At 36.4% G+C, this 23,584-nt stretch carries 21 protein-coding genes and 1 pseudogene; 7 read left to right on the forward strand and 15 right to left on the reverse strand.

Going from position 1 to position 23,584, the window contains the following annotated elements; translation table 11 throughout:
- Nucleotides 1-218: 218 nt before the first annotated feature.
- Nucleotides 219-419, reverse strand: a complete 201-nt coding sequence (locus tag FGQ66_RS04475) for a cold-shock protein (protein ID WP_005878127.1) — start codon at nucleotides 417-419, stop codon at nucleotides 219-221.
- A gap of 697 nt (nucleotides 420-1,116) precedes the next feature.
- Here FGQ66_RS04475 and FGQ66_RS15110 point away from each other — a divergent pair.
- From FGQ66_RS15110 to FGQ66_RS15785, 6 genes and pseudogenes are all read left to right on the forward strand, one after another.
- The gene (locus tag FGQ66_RS15110; protein WP_005878128.1) at nucleotides 1,117-1,266 is read left to right on the forward strand and encodes a hypothetical protein; all 150 of its coding nucleotides are present in this window, start codon (nucleotides 1,117-1,119) and stop codon (nucleotides 1,264-1,266) included.
- Between the two features lie 514 nt (nucleotides 1,267-1,780).
- Nucleotides 1,781-2,035 carry a hypothetical protein gene (locus FGQ66_RS04480; protein ID WP_138301808.1) on the forward strand — a complete coding sequence of 85 codons (255 nt, stop codon included), beginning with the start codon at nucleotides 1,781-1,783 and terminating at the stop codon, nucleotides 2,033-2,035.
- Nucleotides 2,036-2,285: 250 nt separating this feature from the next.
- Nucleotides 2,286-2,447, forward strand: coding sequence for a hypothetical protein (locus FGQ66_RS15115; protein WP_171024563.1), 162 nt, complete (start codon nucleotides 2,286-2,288; stop codon nucleotides 2,445-2,447).
- A gap of 951 nt (nucleotides 2,448-3,398) precedes the next feature.
- Entirely contained in the window at nucleotides 3,399-3,611 is a 213-nt protein-coding gene (locus FGQ66_RS04485; protein WP_138301810.1) for a hypothetical protein, read from the forward strand.
- A gap of 360 nt (nucleotides 3,612-3,971) precedes the next feature.
- Entirely contained in the window at nucleotides 3,972-4,670 is a 699-nt protein-coding gene (locus tag FGQ66_RS04490) for a YdeJ family lipoprotein (RefSeq protein WP_138301812.1), read from the forward strand.
- Nucleotides 4,671-4,834: 164 nt separating this feature from the next.
- Nucleotides 4,835-4,966: pseudogene (locus FGQ66_RS15785) on the forward strand (DUF3788 family protein); the annotation flags it as partial.
- A 698-nt stretch (nucleotides 4,967-5,664) separates the two neighbouring features.
- On the opposite strand, the gene FGQ66_RS04505 reads toward FGQ66_RS15785, so the two are convergent.
- Nucleotides 5,665-6,660 (reverse strand): S41 family peptidase, encoded by a 996-nt coding sequence (locus FGQ66_RS04505; protein ID WP_138301816.1) that lies wholly within the window; start codon nucleotides 6,658-6,660, stop codon nucleotides 5,665-5,667.
- Between the two features lie 321 nt (nucleotides 6,661-6,981).
- Between FGQ66_RS04505 and FGQ66_RS04510 the strand changes: the two genes are divergently transcribed.
- Nucleotides 6,982-7,488, forward strand: coding sequence for a hypothetical protein (locus FGQ66_RS04510; RefSeq protein ID WP_138301818.1), 507 nt, complete (start codon nucleotides 6,982-6,984; stop codon nucleotides 7,486-7,488).
- Between the two features lie 126 nt (nucleotides 7,489-7,614).
- Here the strand turns inward: FGQ66_RS04510 and FGQ66_RS04515 are convergent, their stop codons facing one another.
- The 13 genes from FGQ66_RS04515 to FGQ66_RS04575 all read right to left on the reverse strand — a co-directional run bounded on the left by FGQ66_RS04515 (nucleotide 7,615) and on the right by FGQ66_RS04575 (nucleotide 23,499).
- Complete coding sequence (locus FGQ66_RS04515) at nucleotides 7,615-8,841, reverse strand: glycoside hydrolase family 28 protein (RefSeq protein WP_138301820.1); 1,227 nt, start codon at nucleotides 8,839-8,841, stop codon at nucleotides 7,615-7,617.
- A gap of 135 nt (nucleotides 8,842-8,976) precedes the next feature.
- A complete protein-coding gene (locus tag FGQ66_RS04520; protein ID WP_230315246.1) occupies nucleotides 8,977-10,575 on the reverse strand; it encodes a glycoside hydrolase family 43 protein in 1,599 nt (532 codons plus the stop codon).
- Nucleotides 10,572-11,501, reverse strand: coding sequence for a glycoside hydrolase family 43 protein (locus tag FGQ66_RS04525; protein WP_138301822.1), 930 nt, complete (start codon nucleotides 11,499-11,501; stop codon nucleotides 10,572-10,574). The genes FGQ66_RS04520 and FGQ66_RS04525 overlap by 4 nt, the downstream gene beginning before the upstream one ends.
- Nucleotides 11,491-12,285 (reverse strand): hypothetical protein, encoded by a 795-nt coding sequence (locus tag FGQ66_RS04530; RefSeq protein ID WP_138301824.1) that lies wholly within the window; start codon nucleotides 12,283-12,285, stop codon nucleotides 11,491-11,493. The genes FGQ66_RS04525 and FGQ66_RS04530 overlap by 11 nt, the downstream gene beginning before the upstream one ends.
- Nucleotides 12,286-12,530: 245 nt before the next feature.
- On the reverse strand, nucleotides 12,531-13,661 hold the full coding sequence (locus tag FGQ66_RS04535; protein WP_138301826.1) for a glycoside hydrolase family 88 protein: 1,131 nt from the start codon (nucleotides 13,659-13,661) through the stop codon (nucleotides 12,531-12,533).
- Nucleotides 13,661-15,460, reverse strand: coding sequence for a DUF2264 domain-containing protein (locus tag FGQ66_RS04540; RefSeq protein ID WP_138301828.1), 1,800 nt, complete (start codon nucleotides 15,458-15,460; stop codon nucleotides 13,661-13,663). Before FGQ66_RS04540 ends, FGQ66_RS04535 begins: the two co-directional genes overlap by 1 nt.
- Complete coding sequence (locus tag FGQ66_RS04545; protein ID WP_113845659.1) at nucleotides 15,447-15,857, reverse strand: PTS sugar transporter subunit IIA; 411 nt, start codon at nucleotides 15,855-15,857, stop codon at nucleotides 15,447-15,449. The genes FGQ66_RS04540 and FGQ66_RS04545 overlap by 14 nt, the downstream gene beginning before the upstream one ends.
- Nucleotides 15,858-16,307: 450 nt before the next feature.
- Entirely contained in the window at nucleotides 16,308-17,150 is an 843-nt protein-coding gene (locus FGQ66_RS04550) for a PTS system mannose/fructose/sorbose family transporter subunit IID (protein WP_113845660.1), read from the reverse strand.
- A complete protein-coding gene (locus tag FGQ66_RS04555; protein WP_138301830.1) occupies nucleotides 17,143-18,003 on the reverse strand; it encodes a PTS mannose/fructose/sorbose/N-acetylgalactosamine transporter subunit IIC in 861 nt (286 codons plus the stop codon). Before FGQ66_RS04555 ends, FGQ66_RS04550 begins: the two co-directional genes overlap by 8 nt.
- 5 nt (nucleotides 18,004-18,008) lie before the next feature.
- Complete coding sequence (locus tag FGQ66_RS04560; protein WP_113845662.1) at nucleotides 18,009-18,500, reverse strand: PTS sugar transporter subunit IIB; 492 nt, start codon at nucleotides 18,498-18,500, stop codon at nucleotides 18,009-18,011.
- 72 nt (nucleotides 18,501-18,572) lie between these two features.
- Complete coding sequence (locus tag FGQ66_RS04565) at nucleotides 18,573-19,385, reverse strand: HAD family hydrolase (protein ID WP_138301832.1); 813 nt, start codon at nucleotides 19,383-19,385, stop codon at nucleotides 18,573-18,575.
- Between the two features lie 253 nt (nucleotides 19,386-19,638).
- Nucleotides 19,639-22,389 carry a sigma 54-interacting transcriptional regulator gene (locus FGQ66_RS04570; protein ID WP_138301834.1) on the reverse strand — a complete coding sequence of 917 codons (2,751 nt, stop codon included), beginning with the start codon at nucleotides 22,387-22,389 and terminating at the stop codon, nucleotides 19,639-19,641.
- A 384-nt stretch (nucleotides 22,390-22,773) separates the two neighbouring features.
- Entirely contained in the window at nucleotides 22,774-23,499 is a 726-nt protein-coding gene (locus FGQ66_RS04575) for an alpha/beta hydrolase (RefSeq protein ID WP_171024564.1), read from the reverse strand.
- Between the last annotated feature and the right edge of the window lie 85 nt (nucleotides 23,500-23,584).

The raw sequence follows: 23,584 nt of genomic DNA on the forward strand, positions 1-23,584 counted from the left end.
TGGTAACTTCAATATAACATGGAATTCACGTGGCGTTTTTTTTATTTTAAATGGCTAAGTTCATTATAAAATCCGCCAATAAATACTTAATAAAAAATTTACTATTTCAAAACAATTCGACTTCTTGTACTATACAAAACAAAAAAGCTCACTAATAAATGGACGGTTGCACAAAAAAAGACCTCTCATTTAAGAGAGGCCTTTTGTTCATTCACTGATTAAGCTTTAACGATGTTAACTGCTTGAGGGCCACGTTGACCGTCTTCAATATCAAAAGTCACTGCTTGACCTTCGTCTAATGTTTTGAATCCGTCACCTTGGATAGCTGAGAAATGTGCAAAAACATCATTTCCGTCTTCAGCTGTGATGAAACCAAAACCTTTATCTGCATTAAACCATTTTACTGTACCGTTATTCATGTATATTTCCTCCTGATACGTATCAAAATACGTTGATTGATGCAATAAATTATTGATAGGCAAAAGGAGTCTTAAACTAAAATAGTAGCTCGAATTACGTTTCAAAATAGATTACTTATATAATATACCATGGTTCAAATCGAAACACAAGAATAACGATCGCATCTTTAGCTATTTCTTTTTTAAGCGCATGGATCCTCCAATAGTCGGGGAATAAAATGTGGTTTCACTTCTTACTCAATAAATCAGTCCAACGTTCAATAGAGGTTTTTAATAAATCTGAATTGTCTCACTAATAAAACAGTATCCCGATCATTAAGTAATCTATGTGCTTTATTTCAACTATTATTTTTTGAGACTCGTCTTCTAACTTGGACTCATTGATCAATCAACTAAATGAAGATTCAAACTCCAGTTAAATCATTGCCATTTCACGATCATGCTCATTTTATTGAGACTTACACTATTGTTTATCTCTTTCCCCTACACTCCACAGGATTTTGTTCTTTGCCCCCAATACATTTTTTTCAAAATAAGCTATATTTTTTCTCATTTTATCGTTGCAATTACTGCCTTCTCGTTTTGTTAATAAATATTTAAGTAGCAATTATTCGTTGTTTGTGTTATATTTAAAAGTGGAATTTCGTTATCAACGTGTAGTTGCCTTTCGTATGAAACAAAGAAAGGAGAATGAATTATGACATTCTATAACAAAGAATTACAATATCGCGTAACATTGGATACACAATTGAATCTATTTATCGTATTTGATAAAAAAGATGAAAATCGTGTGGCTACAGGTGTTACGATCGAACAAGCTGTCCAAGAATTGAAAAAATCCGCATAGGAGTGAAAAACTCAATGAACGATTGCAGTTCTAGTTCACTGTAAAAGCATCTACTTTTAACTGAAAGTAGGTGCTTTTTTGTTTCCATTTTTATTTTCTTCCATCTATAACAACGGTCATTTTTTAAATCATTACGTTTTATCCATTTTTATTCTTCAGCTCTACATATCGATTAAAAAGAGATGGCTAAGACTTTCGTTTAGTCTACATGTGAATGTCTCGCTTATTTATGCAAAAAAATTTAGGACATTCGACTCTTTGGAGATCGTTTTGGGGAGATGTCCTAAATTTTTTACATGTTCATTATCTCACAATGATAAAATGACGTCCACAATTTAGGCGTTGCGAACTTATTTTTTTAATATCGGTAACTCTTTTAGATTTTTCTCTCTTGTCCCAAAAACCTTTCGCTATCCCAGAACTGAGAATTATTCCAAGAAACCCAAATCTCTTTTCCCATTTACAAGAACATGCTATCATTTAGCTTATGTGGGGGCTATAAGAGGGAGATAGTATGATTACTTTAAGCAAGTTATTATTTTGGGTTCCTTTTATTAGTATTATTCTTTTCTTGCTGCTGTTTACCAAATGGAACAAATACGACACGTTGATGTTCCTATCTGCTTTTCCAGCAATTTATTTTATGATTAAAATCATTGAATATTCTTACGAACAACCGATACAATTATTTGACTACTATCTTAAAGGGTTGGTTATTTCGCTTATCCTATACGTGATTTTCGCTTTTTTTATTATTAAAAAAAAATAAAGCATAAGAGCGAACGACTGTGGGACAAAAGTAAGAAACACTTTTGTCTCATTCTTTAAAAACGAATAAGCGACTTTTGTCTCGATCTCACTCAATATGTCATCATCCTTTTGATTTTCTAATGCTTTTTTTGACACTTCTCTTCTATTATCCATTTTGAAAATCTATTATCCATCTTCTCTTTAAGGTATAATTGGTGTTACAGTGGACACACAAACCATTATCCAATTACTTAAATAGGAGGAAACAGATGAAACACATTATATATGTAGGAATGCTTCTACTATGTATTTTGATTGGATCGATCCTTTTACTTTTGAATATCATCAGCTGGTATTCCTATCTAGTCGTAGTAGCAATCGTCGGCATAACTACTTGGCTAGTTGACCCACAAAAAACTCAATCATCATGATCGATCTTTACTTAAAACTAGAGAAGAACCATTTTTTTGATACAGAAAACCTGATTTCTATCCCTTCATAGGATTTGTCAGAATCTCAGGTTTTCTTCACGTTTCATTTTTATTGTATTTCTAGACACTTTCTTCTGATAGTTTTGATCATGTAACTATACGTTCAAAAAAAGATGAGACAAAGTAACGATCACTTCATCTCACCTACGATATCCGAAAAAAGTTGTAACAGGAAGTCCACGCTTTGCAATAGACGACCGTCCTTAAAAAGTTAGCAAAGTAAAAATCCTGCTGATTTTTTCAGGTTTTCATACTCCGACACTCATTTCTTTTAGTTCTTATAAGCTCTGCCGAATCTTTTTTAACATCTAAAAATGAAAAAAATCATCAACTAAAATATTTATCCAAACATATATAGCTAAAAGATAAACTATAAAGTAGCAGCGAATTACTTAAAGATTCAATTAAATGAAAATCATCAACGACACTAAAAGTCCAAAAAAGCCAACAATCGGAATGATTCCCCAAGTTACAAAGGTTCGATCCTTAGCAAGCTTAGAGTCCCTCTGGTCATTATCCATTTCATTCACCTCTACTTTCTACTTAAATAAAACCATAATCTAAAACGTTTGTCAAAAATATATTATTTTTATTCGCAAGATCATTCGTCATTTGTCTAATTGCAAGATCATTTCGTTCTTGATCTGTTAAATTGCAGAACTCTCTGAGTGATTCGGCGAACATTATCGAGCGTTTTCTTATATTGAACGATCCGAAAGATGTTCATTGATAAATACTATCCTCAGCATTATTTGTAACCCTATTCAAAAACAAATATATTTTAAATATAAACTCTCAAATACAAATAAAAGCTTGATTAAATAAAGACAAGTTGTATAATTAAATCATCAGATAAATAACACTGATAAAAAATTAAGGGAGTGTAAGAATATGCCACTTTATATTGCGAATAAAAATCTTGATGATAAAGGTTACCACGAAATTCACGAAGCGTCTTGTTTCCGTTTACCAGATGAAAAAAATCAATTATCGATAGGAAGATTCACAGATTGCACCCAAGCGATTCTCGCTGCAAAATCCTCAGATCCGACCGTAAAATATGATGGTTGTTACTTCTGCTGTCCTGGCTGCCATAGAGGATAAATACTAGTTCAGGAATTTTCCTATTACCGTTTGTGTTTTACTTCACAAAATACAAATATGACTCAAAAAGGTTATAGACTATTTGAAAATGAACCTTCATTCGGGAAGGTAAGAATCAGTTTGGATCATTCAACAATTGATTGCTTTTCCAAGCAAAGTTAGACAGTCTTTCTAATACAGTCAGCGTGGGACAAAAGTAAGAAGCACTTTTGTCTCATTCTTTATAAACGAATAAACGGTGGGAGCAGAATCAAGAAACACTTCTGCCCCAACCTCTTTTTATGAAGTTGTTCGTCTCCATGCTGTTTTTGTCGCTCAAATTATTTTATAATGGAGTATATAAAAAAAGGAGACCTTTAAATGAAAAAATCGATCCTCTTGCTACTTCCAATCATCTTTTTGATTTCTGGATGTAGTCAAAACGATCCTACTGACACAACGAGTTCAAAAAAGGCAACCAATGAGAGTACTTCATCGGTTGAGACTAGTTCGACTGATAGTAACACATCATCTACAAAACAAGTAACAAGTAGCACCCAAAAAGAAAGTAACACATCTGATATTCAATCGACAACGACAACAAATTCTGCTGAAGCAACAACTGAGTCAGCCATCCAATCGTCAGTTGCTGCAACTGACATTTTAGCCGGCTATTCTGATTTACAGATCGAATACGCTAGAGTCTGGTTAGCCACTATGGGGACGCAATATAAAGAATGGTTGACAGATCCAGGATTTAAATTACACGTAACGAAGCAACCTGCTGGTACGCCAATCGATCCTTATGACCAAGGAAGTGTTACTTATCCAACTGAAACGATCATACTTAGTGGTGAGTATGGCTATCAAAGTTTAGTCGTGTACTCTAGCAATCATAATGGTACGATCACCAGATACAATGTGCCGTCTCATTGGCAAGACCCACAAATGGCACAAGATCCAGAATATGCAAGAACGCAAACACAGAACATCCTAGATTCCGTTGCAGTCATTCCCGTACCTGTAGGAAATCCTGAAGATGTCAAACAGCTTATCGATGTCTTAGTGATCAACAATTGAGCACCTCCGCTTTTTTTGCTAGTGAAACATTCATCTCAACCATAAACAGAGGTCGAGACAAAAGTCGTTTAGATTTGAGAAATTGGAGAAAAAAACGAACAATACGCTTTTTGTATTGCTCGTTTTTTTTAATTTCCGAAAAACCTGACTTTTGGACACCGTTTATTGGAGAGAGGCTGGGACAGAAGTGTTTAACTCCGAGAAATAAGAAGAAATGAACGAAAATTGCTTTTCAAATTTTTGTGAATTTCGGCTTATTTCCGAAGGAGTTACTTCTGCTCCCGCCGTTTATTCGAGAGTCTATAGCAAAACTGATTTTTAGATTTATCCCACATTCTGTTTTTCATTACATGGAAGTAGTCAATAACAATAGATTCTATAAAAATTCTTTATACCAACCATTATTAGATTTTATCAATCTTATGTCGGTTATTTGTTACTATTAATTAATGGTTCGGTACTAATGAATCCAATAAAATAAATTCTTCAAAAGGGGGGGAAAAATGCCGTTTATTGTTTATTTTTTTGTTTTGTTATTGACTCTTTATATTCCTTTACCCACTCTCTTATTGCTTATCCATCGTCTATCTTACCAACACGACACGATCACTATGCTATCTAAAGGATTTTTGCTGTTATTTGTTTTCTTGGATTATAAATTTAGTTTCTACTGTATCTATAACTGTCGCGTTAAAAAAAGATACTACTGGTACCTTACACTTGCTAATCTTTTCGAGTTCTTCGTTCACCTTTATTTGCTATTCACTTACCGTACTGTCTATTTAAGTCTCATCTGTCTTATCCAATTTCTTTTACTTGCGTGTATGCTCTTTTTTCCTCTATCAAAAAAATTCAGAAATACATTATTTACTTAATAAGCATAACGAATGGTTCGAGAAAGTAATGAGAGTGACAACTTTTTCGGACCATCCTATTTTTAACGGTTCTTAAAACAAAAAAATAGTCTTTCAACTTCTACCATTTTTCGCTCTATTTACTTATTAGTGGAGAGCGTAAATTTAGAAAACCATTCTTTTGCTGTATCAAGTGGCGCATCTGTTTGTATATCTGGTGAAATCGGTGAATCGATTTTGTGAACAATTTTATCATTTGTCTGGATCGCTTCTGTAGGCAATCCTAGATAAACATTTCCATATAGTTTGTATCCTTCTCTACCGCTTACATACCCACCAGTATCCCTTCCTATAAATATGCTCTCTTTCACAGTAGTAGTGATCGCTAATAACAGTATCTCGGCAGAACTACTCGTTACGTTACTCCCCATCACTGCAACAGGTACATTCAATTTAGGATAATTTTTAATCTGATAAGAATAGTTTCCTGTTTTTATCTCTGTATTAGATAAGTTTAAAGTGAATGAATCATGTTTCCCCTTAAAAGTGAGTAAGTTTCCATTGGGTAAAAGCTGCGAAACACTTGCAAGTAGCACGTTTGAATCTCCACCATTATTTCTTGTTAAATCAATGATTACTCCTTTAATTGTATTTTTGTTTGTTTCGATAAATTGGTTCACCGTTGAAACATACGTTTTTCCTTCATCTTTCGTTCCAGAAAAGCTTGGTAATACAATGGTTGCAATGCCATTTTTGTCTATACTTGTTATCGGATAACTAACAAATTTAGCATATTTATCTTCTTCATTTTCATAAAAATAAATCTGTGTATGCTTCCCGGTTATCTTCTGTAGAGAATTTGTTAAATCAGGCATCATTTTTTGATAAGAATCATAGGTTTTAGCGTCTAGTTTTTTCATTTCTTGTTGAATCATTCTATTTTCCTTTTTTGTCGATAATTCACTAATTCCTCTTTTTTCAATTAGATAAAATACATCCGAAACAAACTTTTTATTTGAAGGTGGAAATAAATAGGTTGCTTCATGGTTTCTTACTAAAGTAATTCTAGGGAGCCAATAGTTTACACTAAATACAATAACTAGTAATATGCCTATTCCCAAAAAAATTCTTTTCATATCCTACCTCCCACTTGTATAGATCTTTTTATAAAAGGACTCGAGAATTACGTTCTTCATTATTTGAAGAAATCAAATCGTTCATTCAACTATAAAAACATGCTAAAATCTTACTGATACTAGACAAGATTCAATCACCCGATCATACTTATACTGTATTCTCTCGTAAAAATATGCGCAACAGAATATCATGAATAGAAGAAAATCGATCCTGAAGTAACTCTAATTAATGAAAATGTTCGCATGAAACCCTGCACAAAAACTAACATTTCTTCGTTTTGTTTATGATTAACTTATTGCAACTGAAAGGAAGTATGGAGAATGAAAAAAATTCTTTTTCTTGGTTTGTTAGGTTCGCTTTTGTTACTTGCATCCTGTGGTACATCCACTTCTAAAAGTGAAGCATCCGCCAACAGCTCTACAACTAGCACTACAAATGAAACTACGTCTGTTGAAGAAACTTCTGACACGAAGATCAAAGAAAGTATTTCTAGTGCCGAAAATTCTGAAACACAAGGAACTATTGATTCAAGCGTTGCCCTTCAAGATAGCGCTGAATCAACAGTAACGACGAATCCCACAGATAATATTCCACCTGTTTTCACACCAGATCAAGAGCAAGCTTTACAGATGCTTTATACAAGTAAACCAGAACTCAAAGATCCTGATATCAGTTTTGCTTTTTTTAAAATGATTGAATCTGATTATCTCTTTAAAGCAACGAGTATTTCTATTCGGCAACAAGGTGGTTCGGGTACGCTAGGCTTTTATCGTGTTTCACCCCAAGGAACCGTTACAGAAACTGATCCTTCAGGTAACCCATATTAAAACAAAAGATCCGGCCTTGATGTTTGTAGCGAAAAGGTCGGATCTTATTTCGGGTTTATTCGAGATGCATGAAAAATATGCAGCTAACAATAGAATGTGCATCCAGCGAACATTGGCATAGCTTGCTTACTTTTCTGCAATCAAGTTTGTTGAAGTGACTTTACCAGTCAATTCAATCTTACTCATCCCTTCTTGTATGATCGTCACAGGTTTAATAAAATCGACATTTTCTAACTTCAACGTAATACTTGCATCAATAATCAAAAATGGTTCATCCATCTCACTGTCAATAATGACATCTTTTAAATGTAATGTTCCATTTTCACTATTTCCTTTGAACAATGAAGTATGTCTAATTCCTGTAATCTTTACTTTTTCCAAGGTAAAATCATTTAGTGGCACATCGTTTTGCAATAATTGCTCTTTTCCGTTGTCATAAGTAATCAACTTATCTGCATTATCTATCACGCAATCGATCAGCTTTATTCCCTTGCTGTTTTCTTTAGTAGGATCTGAGTCTAGGGCGTAATACTTAAAGATTGCATGCGTGTAATACGTATCCTCAGAAAGATGAGGATAGTGTCCAGGACCTTGGAAAGTGCAATCTTTAAAGACAATCTTGCTTCCTCCAATACGCGCGCCATTACATGCTGTATTCAAGAAGCAATGTTCAACTAATAGATCATTGACATCATATCCTGCAAAACAATCATCCCCTGTCTCTAAATGGCAATCGGATACTCGTATTTTTTTCGAATGATGAAAATTAAAGCCGTCATGTCCAGCTTTAATAGCTAAATTTTTGATTGTGACATTTTCGCAACCATCCAACGTATGGCTCCAATTTGCACTATTTTCAAAAACATAGCCTTCTAATGTTAAATTTTTGATTTGAGACATGATGATCCCCATTGGACCACGAAATTTTTCTTCTCCATTTGGATCAAAAGTATCTTGTCCATTGATGATCGATCCTGGTTCGCCAATGATCTTGATGTTTTCCTCTTCAAAAGCGGTGATCATTGCATAAAAATAATAGTCTGGTAGGTTCCATTTTTTTACATATTTGTCATCGTACAAATACTTTATGGTTGTTGGCACATTGAAATTTTCGTACTCTTTATAATTTTTGCTTCCTAATAGGATAGCACCTGACTCAAGTTTCAACGTAATGTTCGAATATAACCGAATAGAGCTGATCAAGTAGATCCCCGTTGTAATTACGATTACTCCACCGCCTGCTTTACTACAAGCATCGATACACTTTTGGATACCTAGCGTTTGGTCTTTAGGATCATTGGCTTTTACTCCATAATCCGATACCAAAAAGATATTGTTTTCTTTTCTGTCCATCGTATACTCCTTTTTTATCTATCATTGTTATATACAGGATTTGAGCAAGAACTTTGCTGGGTCTTCAGAAAAAATCGTATTTCATTCTGCAAGACATGACAGCCAAGCTATATAAAATAGCCTTAACCTACCACTCTATTCATGGACCTCCTGATAATCAAAATAGTCGAAATCAGCAAAACTACTGTGATCATCCATATCTTGCGTACACACTCCCACCATCGCACCAGTAAAGGCTAACTTCCCATTTGCTTTGATGTAATCATCACTCAAATGATCTGCAGCTGTTTCTTCACCTATTGCTTTTAATTCGTTGTCTCCCACTGCATAGAAAAATCGCGCTTTTTCTCGTTCTACTTCGACTTTTAGTTTAACTGGCTGGTTGGATTCAATAACCATTCGTTCCGATGCATAGGTCATACTATTTACTTGGTTGATTTCCAATTGAATATACTTTTCCTTCGTGCTTTCATCATAAGAAAGGTGCAGATAGTGCCAATTGTCTGTATCATAGAATAAAACTAAACCGGCCATTTGCTGGAAAGTCTTCGGATTGAATTCTAGTACAGTTTCTACTTGGAATGAAAAATGCTGCCAACGTCGAGCAACTAATGTTTGTTTATGCAGACTGCTGAGACTTTGTTCTCCATATAATCGCAGCCAACCAGGTCGCTCTGTCAATGAAATCATTGGGTGTCCTTTAATTGGTTGCCGTAAGCTTTTAAAATAGTTAGGCAATACAGTTTCATCAAAATCAGTATACGTAGAAAAATCTTTTTTCTGTTTTATGCCTGCCGCGATACTTGGCATCTCTACTTCTAAGTCTGGAAACATCGTTCCATTGCACAGACGAGGCCAGCCATCGATCCATTCAATTTTTTGTAACGCCGTTTCACGACCTAACGTACAATTGCCACGTTCAGTCAATGGTCGAGCGCAAATATGAACGACATACCATTCGTCTTCTGAAACATGAACAAATGACGCGTGACCACTTTTCTGCAAAGGATTCGTCGGGTCTGGTTTCGTTGTTATAAATGGGTGATATGGTGATAATTCATACGGACCCATCACATTTCTTGAACGGCAGACCGTAGCCGCATGGGAATACCCTGTTCCACCAGCTGCGCATAAAAGATAGTACCAACCTTCTTTTTTTAGAAGTTGTGGTCCCTCACATACACCAAGATCGGTTCCATAAAAGAAATGTTTTCGTTCCCCTACTAACTTCATTTGATCGATGTCATATTCTTGGATCACTAACCCATCAAATCGCGGTTTTTCTAACCGATGATCAAAAAGCATACTCATGATATAGTGTTTGCCGTCCTCATCATGGAAGAACGCTGGATCAAATCCACTAGCTGTAACAAAAATCGGCTTACTCCATTTTCCTCTGATATCATCAGCAGACATCACGTAATTAAGTGTATCTTTAAATTCAGTCCCTGTCTTTACGTCTGTAATCAATAACCAGAACTTGCCATTGGCATAACTGATATGGGGCGCCCAGATACTCCCAGAATTATAATTCCCAATAAGATCAGCATCATCAGATGTTTGTAGTGGACAAGCTACCCACTCCCAATTTACTAAATCACGGGAATGGTAGATCTCTACTCCAGGCATCCATTCAAATGTTGAAGTTGCCAGGTAATAGTCTTTTCCTACCTGTACGACTGTTGCGTCAGGATGAAAGCCACGCAAAATCGGATTCATTACTTTTGTCATCATCTATTCCCTCCAAAAGGTTCATCTGTCCAAACTACTCGTAAGTCACGTTTTTTTTCGCCAAAGATTTCAATGGGTAGAATACTATAACCAGACTCTTTTAAATCATCTGGCTTCCAATGATCTAGCATCAGATAGAACTTATTTTCAAATTCAAAAATATAATTGATTTGAGCATGAAAAGTTTTACGATATCCAGATCCTTCACAAGGATTATCGATCAATTTGTGCGGAGAAAAAAGATGGGTTGATCGAGAATACAGTGCAGCGTTTGGTTCCCATCCAGTTGTTCCTGAGGTTAACATAAAATAATAGCCGTTTTGACTAAAAATCGCTGGGGCTTCTCTTTCTTGGTCTTCCATTATTTTTGTATAGAGTCCCGTACAATCTAAATAGTCTTCCGTTAATTGAGAAATATACATTGTTTTATTCAAATCGGAACTATGGATCAAATAAATATCCTCGCTATCTTTGAATAATGCCATATCTCGAGAATCTTTTCGATTGGGTTTGATTATCTTTTCTAATAAAAATGGTCCTAGTGGCGAATCAGACGTGGCAATACCACAAGCGGCATAAAGATAATCATCATGATCATAGTGAAACCACATCACAAACTTATGAGTGTTCTTGTTATAAACAACTTTCGGTCTCTCAACGATTTTATCTTTAAATAGTAGATCTGTTGGATTAGTACTTGCTTTTAAAACTAAGCCCTGATATTGCCAGTCCTGCAGGTTACCTGAAGAATAGCAAGATATACCAATAAAATCGACCTTTCGACCTCCTATAGAAGATGAGACATTAGGACCTTCCTTATTCTCACCATACCAATAAAATCTATCTTGATAGTTTAGGATCATTCCTCCATGCGCTTGGATTCTTTCTCCGTCTTGGGTATACCACATTTCTCCATTCTTATTGTTCATCTGACCCATAAACCTCCAATTCAGTTAACGCCGGAAATGGTGCTTCATCTTCGTGTTTCACTAAATTTTTCAATGTGATAGAGGTTGTCTTTTTCTGCGGAAACGTGAAGTATTGTCGATCCAATTTATTCGTTGTATGAAGGATTCGTTCTTCACCATCAGAAAAGACCATAGTTATTTGGGTCCAGTAACTGTCGTGAGGGTAATCTCCCCGTAAAACGAGCGCAACTTTATCTGTCCATATCTCTCGTCCAAAGTCGACAGTGATCTCCGCATCTGCTTGTTGATTGATTCCCCAAGATTGATATGGAAAAGAGCCATGACTTTCATTTGCTATCATCCCATCGATCGCATTACGAGCAAAAAATGTCGAGTCGTTTCGCGTCTCAACATTGGCATACGCATGAGGATACGCCCCACTGTCATCCTTTTGGTCATGAGGATTGAGTGCCAAATTACGGTAAGCACGTACTTCATATTCTTGTGGTTGCCATACACGAATGTAATGCCGCTCTCCACTAAAGATTTTAGGCGAATAAGCTCGACGTAATTCAGGATCTGTTATAACAGGAAATTCCCAACGCTTTTCTTTTAAATAAATCAAACTTGGTGCCAATGCTTCGTCTACTTGGACCCATAAATATTGAGGAACTGTTGTCGTTTCTAAAACGATCTTTTCTCCTGGTTCATAGTTTCTCGATTTATAAACCAAATACGTTTCTTCTGCATGCTGACGGCTATCCACAAGCGCGCCATGTACATCGTATAAACTCAATGTCAGCATCGTGTTTCCTCCCGATTTTTATTGTTCGATTTTAAAAAAATGTCTTAAATAGAAGAGGTTCAAAAAACAAGAGAAAATTTATGAAGACTTCTTCAATTTTTTGAGGATCTCGACTAATTTTTCTAACAGGTTGGTTCTATACTTTAGAGAAGGTTGAAGCAGAAGCATCTAACTAGCTTCTGCAACCACCATTTATTCGTGAATGCGGAAAAAAAGTCAGGACCTATCCCGCATTTTTCTCATGATTACCAGATCAAAAAGTCTTTGTCTAATAGACGTAAAATCGCTTCGACAAAATAATAGTCTGCATAGATGATTGGGACTTCGGTCCATTTTTCTTCATGGTAAGAACCTGTTGAATAATCGATCAAGCCATCTTTGTCTTCATCCCAGATTGCATATTTTTCTTCTGTTGCTTTTAAGATATTGACTGCAGCATCGATATATAATTGCTTTTCATATTCTCCTACATGTTTGGCAATCTCTAAGAATCCACATGCTGCACACATCCCAGCAGAAGTGTCCCACATTACTGGCTCTTTAGGTGCTCTAAAATCAACTAGAGGGATCCAACCTGTTTTTGATACCTCAGAAATAAAATAATGGGCTACTTTTTTGGCTGTTTCTAAATATTCTTGTTTTCCTGTGTGGACGTAACTTAAAGCAAACCCATAGATTGCCCAAGATTGTCCTCGTGACCAAGATGATCCTGAAGCGTATCCTTGCCCTCCTGGTGTTTCGACTAATTCTCCTGTATACGGATCAAAAACGCCTATATGGTTAACCGATCCATCTGCACGAACAATGTTATTCATCACTTTGTCTGCATGATCTTCGGCAACAAAACCAAATCGAGGATCACCAATCGTATCTTTTGCCCAGTGTAGCAATGGGATATTCAACATCGAATCGACAATGACCCATCCAGAACGGTCTCGATTCCATGAACGGATAAATTTTCCCCGAGGATTATAGCGCCCAGCTAACAAATGTGCAGCATGTAAGCCACGCGCTTTAGAGCGTTCATTTCCTGTTAAGCGGAAATTTGCTACTGCAGTATGCAACCACATGAAACCAACATCATGATGCAAACCTGTATAGATATCAAATGCTTCATCTAGTCGCTTTTCATTCGATTCGGCAGTTGTTTTGTAGATTTCTTTTTCAGTTGCATGGTACATCTGCCACATCATGCCAGACCAAAAACCATTACACCACCAGACTGGATCTGTTTTGGCCCAGTCTTCGTACAATCCCGTCTCTTCATTGGGAATATAAGGGATCTTATCCCCTAATCGTTCTGCTTCGATTGTCAGTTTATGATCGATTTTGTTGAAAACTTCTTCAGCCCATTGTTGTGTTTTTTCGTTGAACATTAAAATCTCTCCTTAGTAATTTTTACTCGTTCAATTGAATCATTTTGCTGTATTTTGTAATGATCTGCGGATTCACTGATACTGTAATTTTTTTCCTCTAGCGCTTCGGACAAACTGCCACTAACATACGTTGCAAAAACATGCTCTCCTTCGGGTAAGATATTGGTTTTCAATACAGGAATCGCATTTTTTTCACTGGAATAAATATTACTATTTGGTCCTTGTGTTACGACAGCGCCTTCACGATTGCCAAACAGATCCTGTATCCTTGAGTAACCTTCGTGATTTGTCAATAAAACCGTATCTCTTGTAACTACAGGTGTTTGATATTTTCTATTCCAATCATGTAAAGGAAATCCACCTTCAACTGCGATGACTGGTAACTGATTATTGATTTGATGGATGCGGATATGGCCGTTATCTTCTAGAGGAATGAGATATGTGATGATTTTTATCTGTCCCCACAACTGCCAACAACTGACACCATACGTTTCATACATTTTTGTTTTTTCAATCACTCCGCGTGTCTGCCACTGATTCGTCCCAGGAATAGAAAATGCTAAAGTAGAATCTATGGCAAAATTATCTAGTTCTTGGACATCTCGAGTGATATTGAATCCAAATGAAGAAGAATAAGCAAACTTACTATATTTTTCACGACTATGATAAAGCAACTCGTTCGTGCCAAACTGACGAGAACTCAATGCAACGATTTCATTAGACGAAGCTTGGATATGGAATCCGGCATGGTCCTGAACACTTATCTTTTGTCGATTCGGCATGTCTTCTTCGGTACTCTGCCAAAAGGCGGCATCCTCGGATAATTCTAAAACGATAAAAGCTTTGAATGCCCACATTGGTGAACCTGGAGCATTATAATCTTCAGACATCAACAAATTACTATAACCATAACCAATCGTTAAGTTGTGTTCTTTGGGTGCAGTGATCGGTTGGTTCTTCCAAAAGCGCAAGTTCCGCAGAATCAATCCCTTGATCTCACCTAAAGATAGATTCGTTTCTTTCCAAGTATCTGTAACAACCATCGCTGCCCAAAAACTTACATGGGCAAAACGATAAGTCAAACTACGACCATAAGGGATCGACCGTCCAGCAGAATCAAACCAATACAAGAAATCGTTGGAAAAAGTGATTGCCCGTTGTTGGAACTTCTGGGCCGTTGCGGTTTCACCAAAACGGCTATACAGTAAACCATAAAAATGAAAGGCAAAAGAGATATAATAATCTCGTTGTTGATTCTTACCATCCGAGTACCAGCCATCGCCCAAATAGAATCCTTCTATCCCATCTAGAGCAAAAGCCAACCGTTGTTCTGAATACGTCAAACCAACTTTTTTTAAAGCAGCGTTCACTAATACTAAGAAAAAATACCAATTCCCAGCTGGAAACTCTATCTGATTGATTTGATTCAACCATTGGACAAAGTACGTTTGCTCTTCCTCAGAAAGCAAATCTAAGAACTCTGTACCGAATGTTCCAACTGCATAACCGATTACACCCAGCTCTACAGCAATCTGTCGATTTTCTGTCGTTATATTCGGCAAAGTGCGTTCATGGATCATTTTTAGTAGTTCTTGGAATTCCTTTACTTGTAACAATCCAGAAAAATTGTTGCTATATGCTGGAACCAATCCCCATAATGGACGTAGCAATGATTCCAAATAACGGATATTTTCTGGATAAGAGCCTCCACTTTGTGCTAAGTAATCGTTACTCTGGGGCAATAGATCCATCATCCAATGAGATAGTTCTTCTCTTGCACTTGATTTAGAAAAAATCATCGCAATCTTCCCCCATCATCGGCTGTACTTTTAGCGTTTTCATTCCTTCGCGAACGTTTGCGATGATTGCTTCAATCGCTTCCTTGTCTGTCGTTTGTGTCACGATGATTTCCATAGCTAAAGGCAGATTAGTACCACTAACTAGAACAACGTTTGGACGAGTCGTTAAGACTAAGGCAGAATTGCAAACTGAACCACCTGCAATATCTCCCAAAATGACAACTTCCATATCCTCTGTGATCTGTTCTTCGATTTTTGCCACAATATTATCTGGATGATCCCCTGGCATCAAGCCATATGCGGTCAGATTCTCTTGTTTACCAACAATCATCTCAACTGCTTTTTTTAATCCGTATGCAAATTCATTATGAGAAATTAAAAAATATGCTTTTTTCATTTTAGACCTCTTTCTTACATTCATTTCATATTTATATAAGCAATATTTGTGCCAAGATGTGTCGGATGTATGATCAATATTTTTTGTAGAAGTCACTAACCTAAATGAGCCATTGCTTCGACACAAATTTTTTACCTGACTTTTTATTCATTCGTCTCTTTCTTCTTTTATAGAAAAAAGCGTGCGAAAGACACATAACATGCAAATAAATTTTGATTGGGTACTATCCACTCTTTGCTAAAACAATAAACTAATGCTAGATATCAAAGGAAAAAAAGAGTTTTTTTCAAAATGAGAGTTATTTTTTTGAAGAAGAGTGCGGGACAAAAGTAAGAAACACTTTTGTCTCATTCTTTAAAAACGAACAAACGGTGGGAGCAGAAGCAACTCCGTTTAAACAAAAAAAGAGTATGACAACGATTTGCCACACTCTTCTTTCACCTCTTAATATTATCCTGCTATGCCTAAAACAGTCATTACGACTGCCACTAAGAACATGACAACCAATGCAGTTACAGGTTTGTTGTGTTTTCGTAAGTAAGCAAAACAAATCATCGTAATTGCTAACGGCAACAATCCTGGCATAATGGAATCGAACACATTTTGTAAATTGAATGTTGTTCCTGATAGTTTCGCTTCAAAGGTCGTTTTGAAGGTAACAAATTGTGCTGTCATCGCACCTGTCATAATCAACCCTAGTACAGCTGCCCCTTTTGTAATCGCTGAGAAAGTGCCAGATTTTAGTGCATCAGAGATGAACTGACCACCTGCTTTATATCCGATAACAGTTGTAAACCAACGGATCAACATGTTAGGAATATTAACAATCAATAAGAACAAAATAGGTCCTAAAATGCTGCCTTTTTCACTTAAGCCTAACGCAACCCCTGTAGCGATGACACGTAATACAGAAAGATAGATCGCATCACCGATACCTGCCAACGGTCCCATTAACGCTGTTTTCAACGCAGAAATGGATGTTGGATCAAAGAATTGACCCTTATCTTTCATGGCTTTGTTATCTTCTTCCATCGAAACATTCAATGCACCGATGAAACCATTCATTGCTGGTGCTGTATTGAAGAAGTCTAGATGACGTCCCATAGCAGCATAAAAATCATCTGTATCTTTACCGTATATTTTTTGTAAAAAAGGAGCCATCAACCAACCATAAGTGATCCCTTGCTGTTTGGTATAACTTGTACAAAACATCAAATATTGATTACGCCAAAACATTTTTGATACTAATTTTCGTTCATCTTTAGATAATTTAAACATCTCATTTTTAGTCATTGAAGAAATCCTCCTCATCTTCATCATCCGTACTAGCAACGGCACTCGTTGTTTTTGCCTTTGCCTGCTTGTTACTCTTCAATTCAGCCATTACCACTAAAGCAGCAATGATAAAACCGATAAAGGCGATTTGGACCAAACTCAAGATATTTGAAGGAGCAGAAGTAATCACTCCTTTGCTGACCTCAGTAGCTTTTTGATAGAAGAAGAACGCGCCTAATGCAAATCCTAGAAAATAATAAGGTGCTAATGATTTTTGCCATAACATTTTTAACAGTAAAGCTAAACCAATTGCTGGTAACATCGTTGACGCAACAGTCATCGAAGATTGTACCCATGCAGGTAACCATTCAACAAACGCTTTGACAGCATCTGCACCAACCAAAATAACAATGAAACCAAGTAAGAAGTATGCTAGTTCAAAACCCCAGAATTGCATGTGCCATAAGCGGGCAAACTTGCGATAATTTTTATCTTTGATATGTTTTTCAAATCGTGGAACCAATGAAGTAATGACCATTTTCATGAAAGAGTACAATAATGTACCTAACATAGAAATCGGCACTGCCAACGTAATCGCCACAGTTAAATCAGAATTCGTCAACATGGCAAAAGCTGCACCAAAAATAGAACCTAAAGTGATGTCAGAAGGCATTACGCCACCTAAACTAACATTTCCTAAGAAAATAAGTTCTAACTGTGCCCCAATGATGATTCCTTCCGTTGGATGACCTAGTAAAAAACCTAATAAAGCTACAATAAAGATTGGCCGTGCTAACTGAGTCGAACCCCACCAGTCAAGAAATTTTGCAACTGCAACAACTAAACCTACGATCAATGCTTGTACAATCATTTTTATTATCCCCCGATCAATTGTTTTAGTGATTGTGGAGTATCATCAGGTAATGGTTGATATTTGAAGTCATAACCCATATCAAAGATTCTTTCTACTACTGCTTTATCTTCAGGTGATAAATAAACTGTTTCAGTAATCTTTTCTTTGTCAGATAAAGCTCCGCCAATTCGTCCATAGTTCGCCATATTCAAAAATAGTTCTTTTTGATTCAATAGCGGTAATAATTTTTCAACATTTGCAGGATCATTTGTAACTACTAAGATCTTCATTCCTTCCGAACGAGGATCGTTAATGATACTAGCCGCCTTCTCTATTCCTAACACAACTACCTTTACACCTGCAGGAGCTGCCATTTTTAATGCACTTACTTGGATTTCATTTTGAGCAATACTATCACTTACTACCACGATCCGGCTAACACTTAATTGTTTTGACCATTTAACAGCAACTTGCCCATGTACTAAACGGTCATCGATACGTACCATTGAAATCATTTGATGATTCCTCCTTTAAAATATTAATCACTTTTACATTAGCAACAAGTGTGCCAACTTGTGTCGAAAACGCTATCTTTTTTGTAATTTCTGTAAAATAGTGGCTACACCGTCTTGATCATTGGTGCTGGTTTGCAGATCAGCAACCGCTTTTACGTGTGCTTTTGCATTTCCCATCGCTACGCCTATGCCACTCACAGTTAACATTTCAATGTCATTTTCTTGGTCACCAATAGCAACGGTTTTTTCTAAAGGAATCATGAGTTGTTTGCATAGATATTCTAAACTAGCACCTTTATTGATCCCCTGTGGAACGATTTCAATATAATGTGTATCAGAAAAAACAGTTGAGATTCCTTGGTCGACCAAAATTTTTTGTAAGTTTTTGAGTTTTTCGACACTCGTGTCAGTAAAAGCAACTTTCAGATATTCTGTCGTACTATCTTGAATCGCACGCAACATGTCATCTTCTGTAAGATTTCGTAAATCTGGACGCTCCATCATAAATTCTTGCACGACTTCTTTTTCTGTATTGAACAGCACACGATCGCTGCCAAATTCGTTACTTGCAATAAAAGTGATACCTTGTTCCACTGCCAGTTTCAACGCTTCTTCCAAAATAGCATTATCCAAGACTGACTTTCTTAAAATCTTTAGTTCGCCTTGGTGGATCTTTGCGATGAATGTTCCATTCAAAGCCAACACATAAGCAGGAACCCCTAATTCCGCAACGATTTCCTTAACCGAAACGACAGATCTGCCAGTTGCAATGACGACAGTTACTTTTTCAGATGCTAACTGTCTCACTATTTCTTGATTATTAGGTGATATTTGATGGGCACTGTTCAATAACGTCCCATCCAAATCAATTGCGACTAAGTCCATTTTTCCACCTCCCCATAATTACATAAGCAATTATCGTGCCACATTGTGTCTGTTTACACAATATCTGCTGAAGATACAAAAAAAGAGTAGGACAAAAGTAAGAAACACTTCTGTCCCAACCTCTTCTCATTTTGATTATTCGATAGCTGTATTCTTTGAGCAAACAAGCGAAATCTTTCCCCAAATCCTGAATGGCTCTTTTTGCAAATCACGGCTTAAAATCCAAGGGTCCCAGACATCCTGTTTCTTATCGTCAAATATCAAAAATGATATCATAAAGATAATTCAACTCATAGTCACTGATTTTGATAGCATACGCATTCTCCAGTGTTTCTAAAGAATCGGCGATGATTTTTAACGTTTGGTTCCTTCCAGTATCAGGTGTTCCCTTATATTCTACTACTTCATGATTACGGATCAATCGCTCTACTAAACTCGCTATATGAACGTAAAGAATGGCTTTTTTACTATTGATCAACTCTAATTTCAATCTACGTTCGATTTCATTGATCGACTCTTCAATGTAAGTGATGACCCGTTTGACGTCTAAAATCGTGATTGCTGACAATAGTCGTTCGATCGATAAGTTTCGGATCAGATTATTATTGATTATTTTTCGTGTTTCTTCATCTTCAATACCTCTGAAAAGATTGTCGACAGATTTATCGCCTTGTCCAGTAATCAAGTCTTCTAAAGAAACAAAACTGACCTCAGCGATTTCAGGATCTGCTGTGCCAATGATGCCTTGGACTTCATACTGCTTGAACAATGAATTGTCTTTGCCATATTTTTTTAAGTAATGATAGTCGACCGCCTCGACCGAATACCCCAACTCTTTGGGTAAACTACTGTCCATGAATTCTTTTAATTGTTGCGCGGCTCCAAGTCCTGTATGACAGACTGTGATGATCAACGGTTTCTTTCTTATTTTTGGATAAATCACTCGATAATCTGTATGCATACTGTCGCATAGCTTCTCACCGATGATTTCTAGATCCGTTTCTTTTTTGATCATTTCTGCCACAAATAACGCTTGTTGCGTAGTCACGTTATTGATCATCAACAATGGACCCGTTAGTTCATCTTTCAATTTATCTGTTAAAATCATCAACGACCCCATATCCGCTAGTACAACTAATCCCTTACTGCAATCATTTGTTTTAACGTAGTGATGCATGTAGTCTTCTACTTTATCAAGGTTGACATTGAATGGCATATCAAATGAATCAAAAAGATGCTCTTCCATGAAATGGTTCACCACATCGGCGATACTACTTGCAGTTGAAAAACCATGCGCCAAGATGACACTGCGAATTTCTGGTTTACGGATTTTCAAATCCAACCCCTTCAAATAGAAGACCAATAAAACCTTTTCCGATTCATTGATCGATACATCTAATTTAGATTCTACTAATTCCAATAAAGCGTTTAAAATTTTTTTCTCTGTTGGTAAATGCACACTGACAAAATCGTGGATTTTTACCAAGCTGCTAGGATCGAGTGTGATCAGATCCGCTGAAAAATTATTTCGTTTATAAAGGTAGCTTGTTAATGCAACAATAAAATTGCCGGAAATATTCACAAAATAATTGGATTCTAAAAAGTTCACTAGTTCTTTGATACTATTTTTCAGTAATTTAAGGGTATGCCCTTCTTCAGAAGCATCATAAACGATCGTTTCAATCACCGTACTAGCTTCTCGCGAGAGTTGTTTTACAACGTACTCATCCTCCACCTTTTGTTCTCCATATTGCTGAAAGATTCCTTCGAAAACTTTAAAAATACTGCGGATCATCCGGCTATCTTCGTTCTCCGTTCGCATGTAATCGGTTACTTGGCTTTCTGGTGTGATCACCACATCTTTGGTCTCTGTGTTATCGATTTCTTTTAATGACAGGAATTTAGACAATAAACTATTTTCTAATGCACTTGAATTGATCTCGATGTAGTCCTTATGCACTTGTTTACTGTACGCACTCGCACTAATGATCTTAATCAGATTTTTCAATTCGCCCACGTTATCCCGATAATTCAAGGATATCAAGCGGTTCATGATCCAGGGAGAAATGACAAGTTTTTTATTTAGTTTTGAACTTTCACGAATAAAAAAAGTATAGATATATTCAGATATTTCTTGGCTCGTCCGTTCTTGTAGGGAAGGTACATTGATCGTTACTGGCACCCTTCTAGTAAACGTTCTCAAAAAACTTTTGGAGATATCTTCCGTCGTGGCAAAAATCAAGCGGACTTTCGACTCGCGGGATCTATTATTCTCACCAATACGAGAAAAATGGTTCGTATCCATAAAAGTAAACAGTTTTTCCTGACTTTCAGGGGACAAGCGATGGCATTCATCTAAAAACAAAAATCCGCCATTACTGGCTTCAAGTAGACCTACATAATCTTCATTAGCTCCTGTGAATGCTCCTTTTTTGTAGCCAAATAAAATACTACTTAACAACTCTTGGTTATGATAATACTGTGCACAGTTCAATTCTAAGAAAGGTGCATGCTCACCAATGATTCCTTGTTCGACACAATACTCATAAGATTTTGCTGCCAACATACTTTTGCCTACGCCAGTTTCCCCATGAAACATCATCGGAAGACCTGTTCCTGGATAATAGACAGAAGCTTTGATCTGATCGATCGCCATACGTAAACTAGACTTAGCGCCGATGAGGTCTTGGAATGCTGATGCTTCACTTTCTGAAGTGTTTTGCTGTCCATCTTGGATCAACTGATCAAGGTTTTCATACACTTGTTTTGAAGGAACAAAAAATTTTTCCGCAAACGTCGCTCGCTCAAAAAAAATCGCGGGTCTTGTTTTGACCTTGATTGCGATATTACTTTTCACTAATTCATTTAGATATTGACTTGTTGTATTCCTGCGGATTGACACAGCATCAGAAATGGATTCTGTAGTTAATGCTTCAGATAAACTGATTTTTTCTAGATTCTGTGTATTCTTTAGCAGTTCACTTTGTACTTGGTCCTTTGACATATGATTACCCCTCCTATTTACGACATTCGACAGAATGATCGATAGCTCTCAATATGTTCGACACTATTGTAGCACTATTCACTTGTCAAAAATAGTGTGTTTTTTCACAATCCTCAGATAAACAAGAAAATCCGCTTTGTTTCCTCTTCGTTTTTATTTGAATAAAGAACTATCCGTATGGACACCATTTCTTTTTAAATAAAAAAGCATATACAGCAGCCTCTTTTCTTAGAGTACTCTGTATATGCTTTTTTTATAGAAACCACTAAATTAGTTAAGCCAGTTTGCTCTATTGCTTACAACCAGATCTCTACCAAGAACTCTCCGCTACTTTCAGAATGTGTCGGGATTCATCGGACATATCAGAAATAATGGGTAATCCTCTTACTTAGCAAACTTTTCAAGAAACATCGACAAATCATTTTTCCATAAACTAAAATCATGGAATCCTGACTGTGTCTTAAATTCTATTCTTGCTTTTGGATCAATTTCTTTTAATTGTTGAATAATGTTTTCAGTCTGTTGACATAACGGATCTTCTACTCCACAAGTAAAGATGATTGAAGGAATTGGGCTGTCGCTTTCTAGTAGTTCCTGATATCGAACCAAAACATCGTTTTCACTTCCATAATCACCCTTAGAAAAAACGTGGTTGAAGTGAGCTTCGTTGCGTTCTTTTTTATAAAAGACAAAAGCTGGAGAGAATCCACCGATCCAGCCATAAAATTGGCTAAACCGTAATCCTAGTAAAACTGAACCGTATCCTCCCATGGAAAAGCCAGCGATAGCTGTGTTTTCACGAGTCATATCTAAATTGAACACTCTCTGCATTTCTTCATAAAACTCTTTTCCAATCGCTTCTCCATAATTTTGGCCATCTATATGGTCTGTATAAAAACTAATTCCTGCATCAGGTGAAAAGAATGCGACATTATATTTTTCAGAATACTGAACTAAAGGAGTATTGTGCAACCAAGATTGTTCATCAAAACCAAAACCATGAAGTAAAAATATTGCTTTAGTTGCAGCATTTAGTTTGTTCGGTAAAACAGCTGTATAATGATTAGGTCTTCTCAAAACTACTGATGCATAAGTACCTGTAATCACCATGATTAAATTCCTCCCCAAAAATCTATAAGGCATTCTGAGTAAGCGACTTGACTCAACTTAGTTTATACCTATTTTTTGCTACTAT

It is taken from the genome of Enterococcus sp. BSD2780061688st2 D3, from assembly GCF_005844145.1.
Classification (GTDB): Bacteria; Bacillota; Bacilli; order Lactobacillales; family Enterococcaceae; genus Enterococcus_B; species Enterococcus_B durans.

What these genes read in the sequence shown, in the direction of transcription:
- FGQ66_RS04475 (WP_005878127.1), bottom strand. Translation starts at nt 419, where the DNA reads ATGAATAACGGTACAGTAAAATGGTTTAATGCAGATAAAGGTTTTGGT.
- FGQ66_RS15110 (WP_005878128.1), top strand. Translation starts at nt 1,117, where the DNA reads ATGACATTCTATAACAAAGAATTACAATATCGCGTAACATTGGATACA.
- FGQ66_RS04480 (WP_138301808.1), top strand. Translation starts at nt 1,781, where the DNA reads ATGATTACTTTAAGCAAGTTATTATTTTGGGTTCCTTTTATTAGTATT.
- FGQ66_RS15115 (WP_171024563.1), top strand. Translation starts at nt 2,286, where the DNA reads ATGAAACACATTATATATGTAGGAATGCTTCTACTATGTATTTTGATT.
- FGQ66_RS04485 (WP_138301810.1), top strand. Translation starts at nt 3,399, where the DNA reads ATGCCACTTTATATTGCGAATAAAAATCTTGATGATAAAGGTTACCAC.
- FGQ66_RS04490 (WP_138301812.1), top strand. Translation starts at nt 3,972, where the DNA reads ATGAAAAAATCGATCCTCTTGCTACTTCCAATCATCTTTTTGATTTCT.
- FGQ66_RS04505 (WP_138301816.1), bottom strand. Translation starts at nt 6,660, where the DNA reads ATGAAAAGAATTTTTTTGGGAATAGGCATATTACTAGTTATTGTATTT.
- FGQ66_RS04510 (WP_138301818.1), top strand. Translation starts at nt 6,982, where the DNA reads ATGAAAAAAATTCTTTTTCTTGGTTTGTTAGGTTCGCTTTTGTTACTT.
- FGQ66_RS04515 (WP_138301820.1), bottom strand. Translation starts at nt 8,841, where the DNA reads ATGGACAGAAAAGAAAACAATATCTTTTTGGTATCGGATTATGGAGTA.
- FGQ66_RS04520 (WP_230315246.1), bottom strand. Translation starts at nt 10,575, where the DNA reads ATGATGACAAAAGTAATGAATCCGATTTTGCGTGGCTTTCATCCTGAC.
- FGQ66_RS04525 (WP_138301822.1), bottom strand. Translation starts at nt 11,501, where the DNA reads ATGAACAATAAGAATGGAGAAATGTGGTATACCCAAGACGGAGAAAGA.
- FGQ66_RS04530 (WP_138301824.1), bottom strand. Translation starts at nt 12,285, where the DNA reads ATGCTGACATTGAGTTTATACGATGTACATGGCGCGCTTGTGGATAGC.
- FGQ66_RS04535 (WP_138301826.1), bottom strand. Translation starts at nt 13,661, where the DNA reads ATGTTCAACGAAAAAACACAACAATGGGCTGAAGAAGTTTTCAACAAA.
- FGQ66_RS04540 (WP_138301828.1), bottom strand. Translation starts at nt 15,460, where the DNA reads ATGATTTTTTCTAAATCAAGTGCAAGAGAAGAACTATCTCATTGGATG.
- FGQ66_RS04545 (WP_113845659.1), bottom strand. Translation starts at nt 15,857, where the DNA reads ATGAAAAAAGCATATTTTTTAATTTCTCATAATGAATTTGCATACGGA.
- FGQ66_RS04550 (WP_113845660.1), bottom strand. Translation starts at nt 17,150, where the DNA reads ATGACTAAAAATGAGATGTTTAAATTATCTAAAGATGAACGAAAATTA.
- FGQ66_RS04555 (WP_138301830.1), bottom strand. Translation starts at nt 18,003, where the DNA reads ATGATTGTACAAGCATTGATCGTAGGTTTAGTTGTTGCAGTTGCAAAA.
- FGQ66_RS04560 (WP_113845662.1), bottom strand. Translation starts at nt 18,500, where the DNA reads ATGATTTCAATGGTACGTATCGATGACCGTTTAGTACATGGGCAAGTT.
- FGQ66_RS04565 (WP_138301832.1), bottom strand. Translation starts at nt 19,385, where the DNA reads ATGGACTTAGTCGCAATTGATTTGGATGGGACGTTATTGAACAGTGCC.
- FGQ66_RS04570 (WP_138301834.1), bottom strand. Translation starts at nt 22,389, where the DNA reads ATGTCAAAGGACCAAGTACAAAGTGAACTGCTAAAGAATACACAGAAT.
- FGQ66_RS04575 (WP_171024564.1), bottom strand. Translation starts at nt 23,499, where the DNA reads ATGGTGATTACAGGTACTTATGCATCAGTAGTTTTGAGAAGACCTAAT.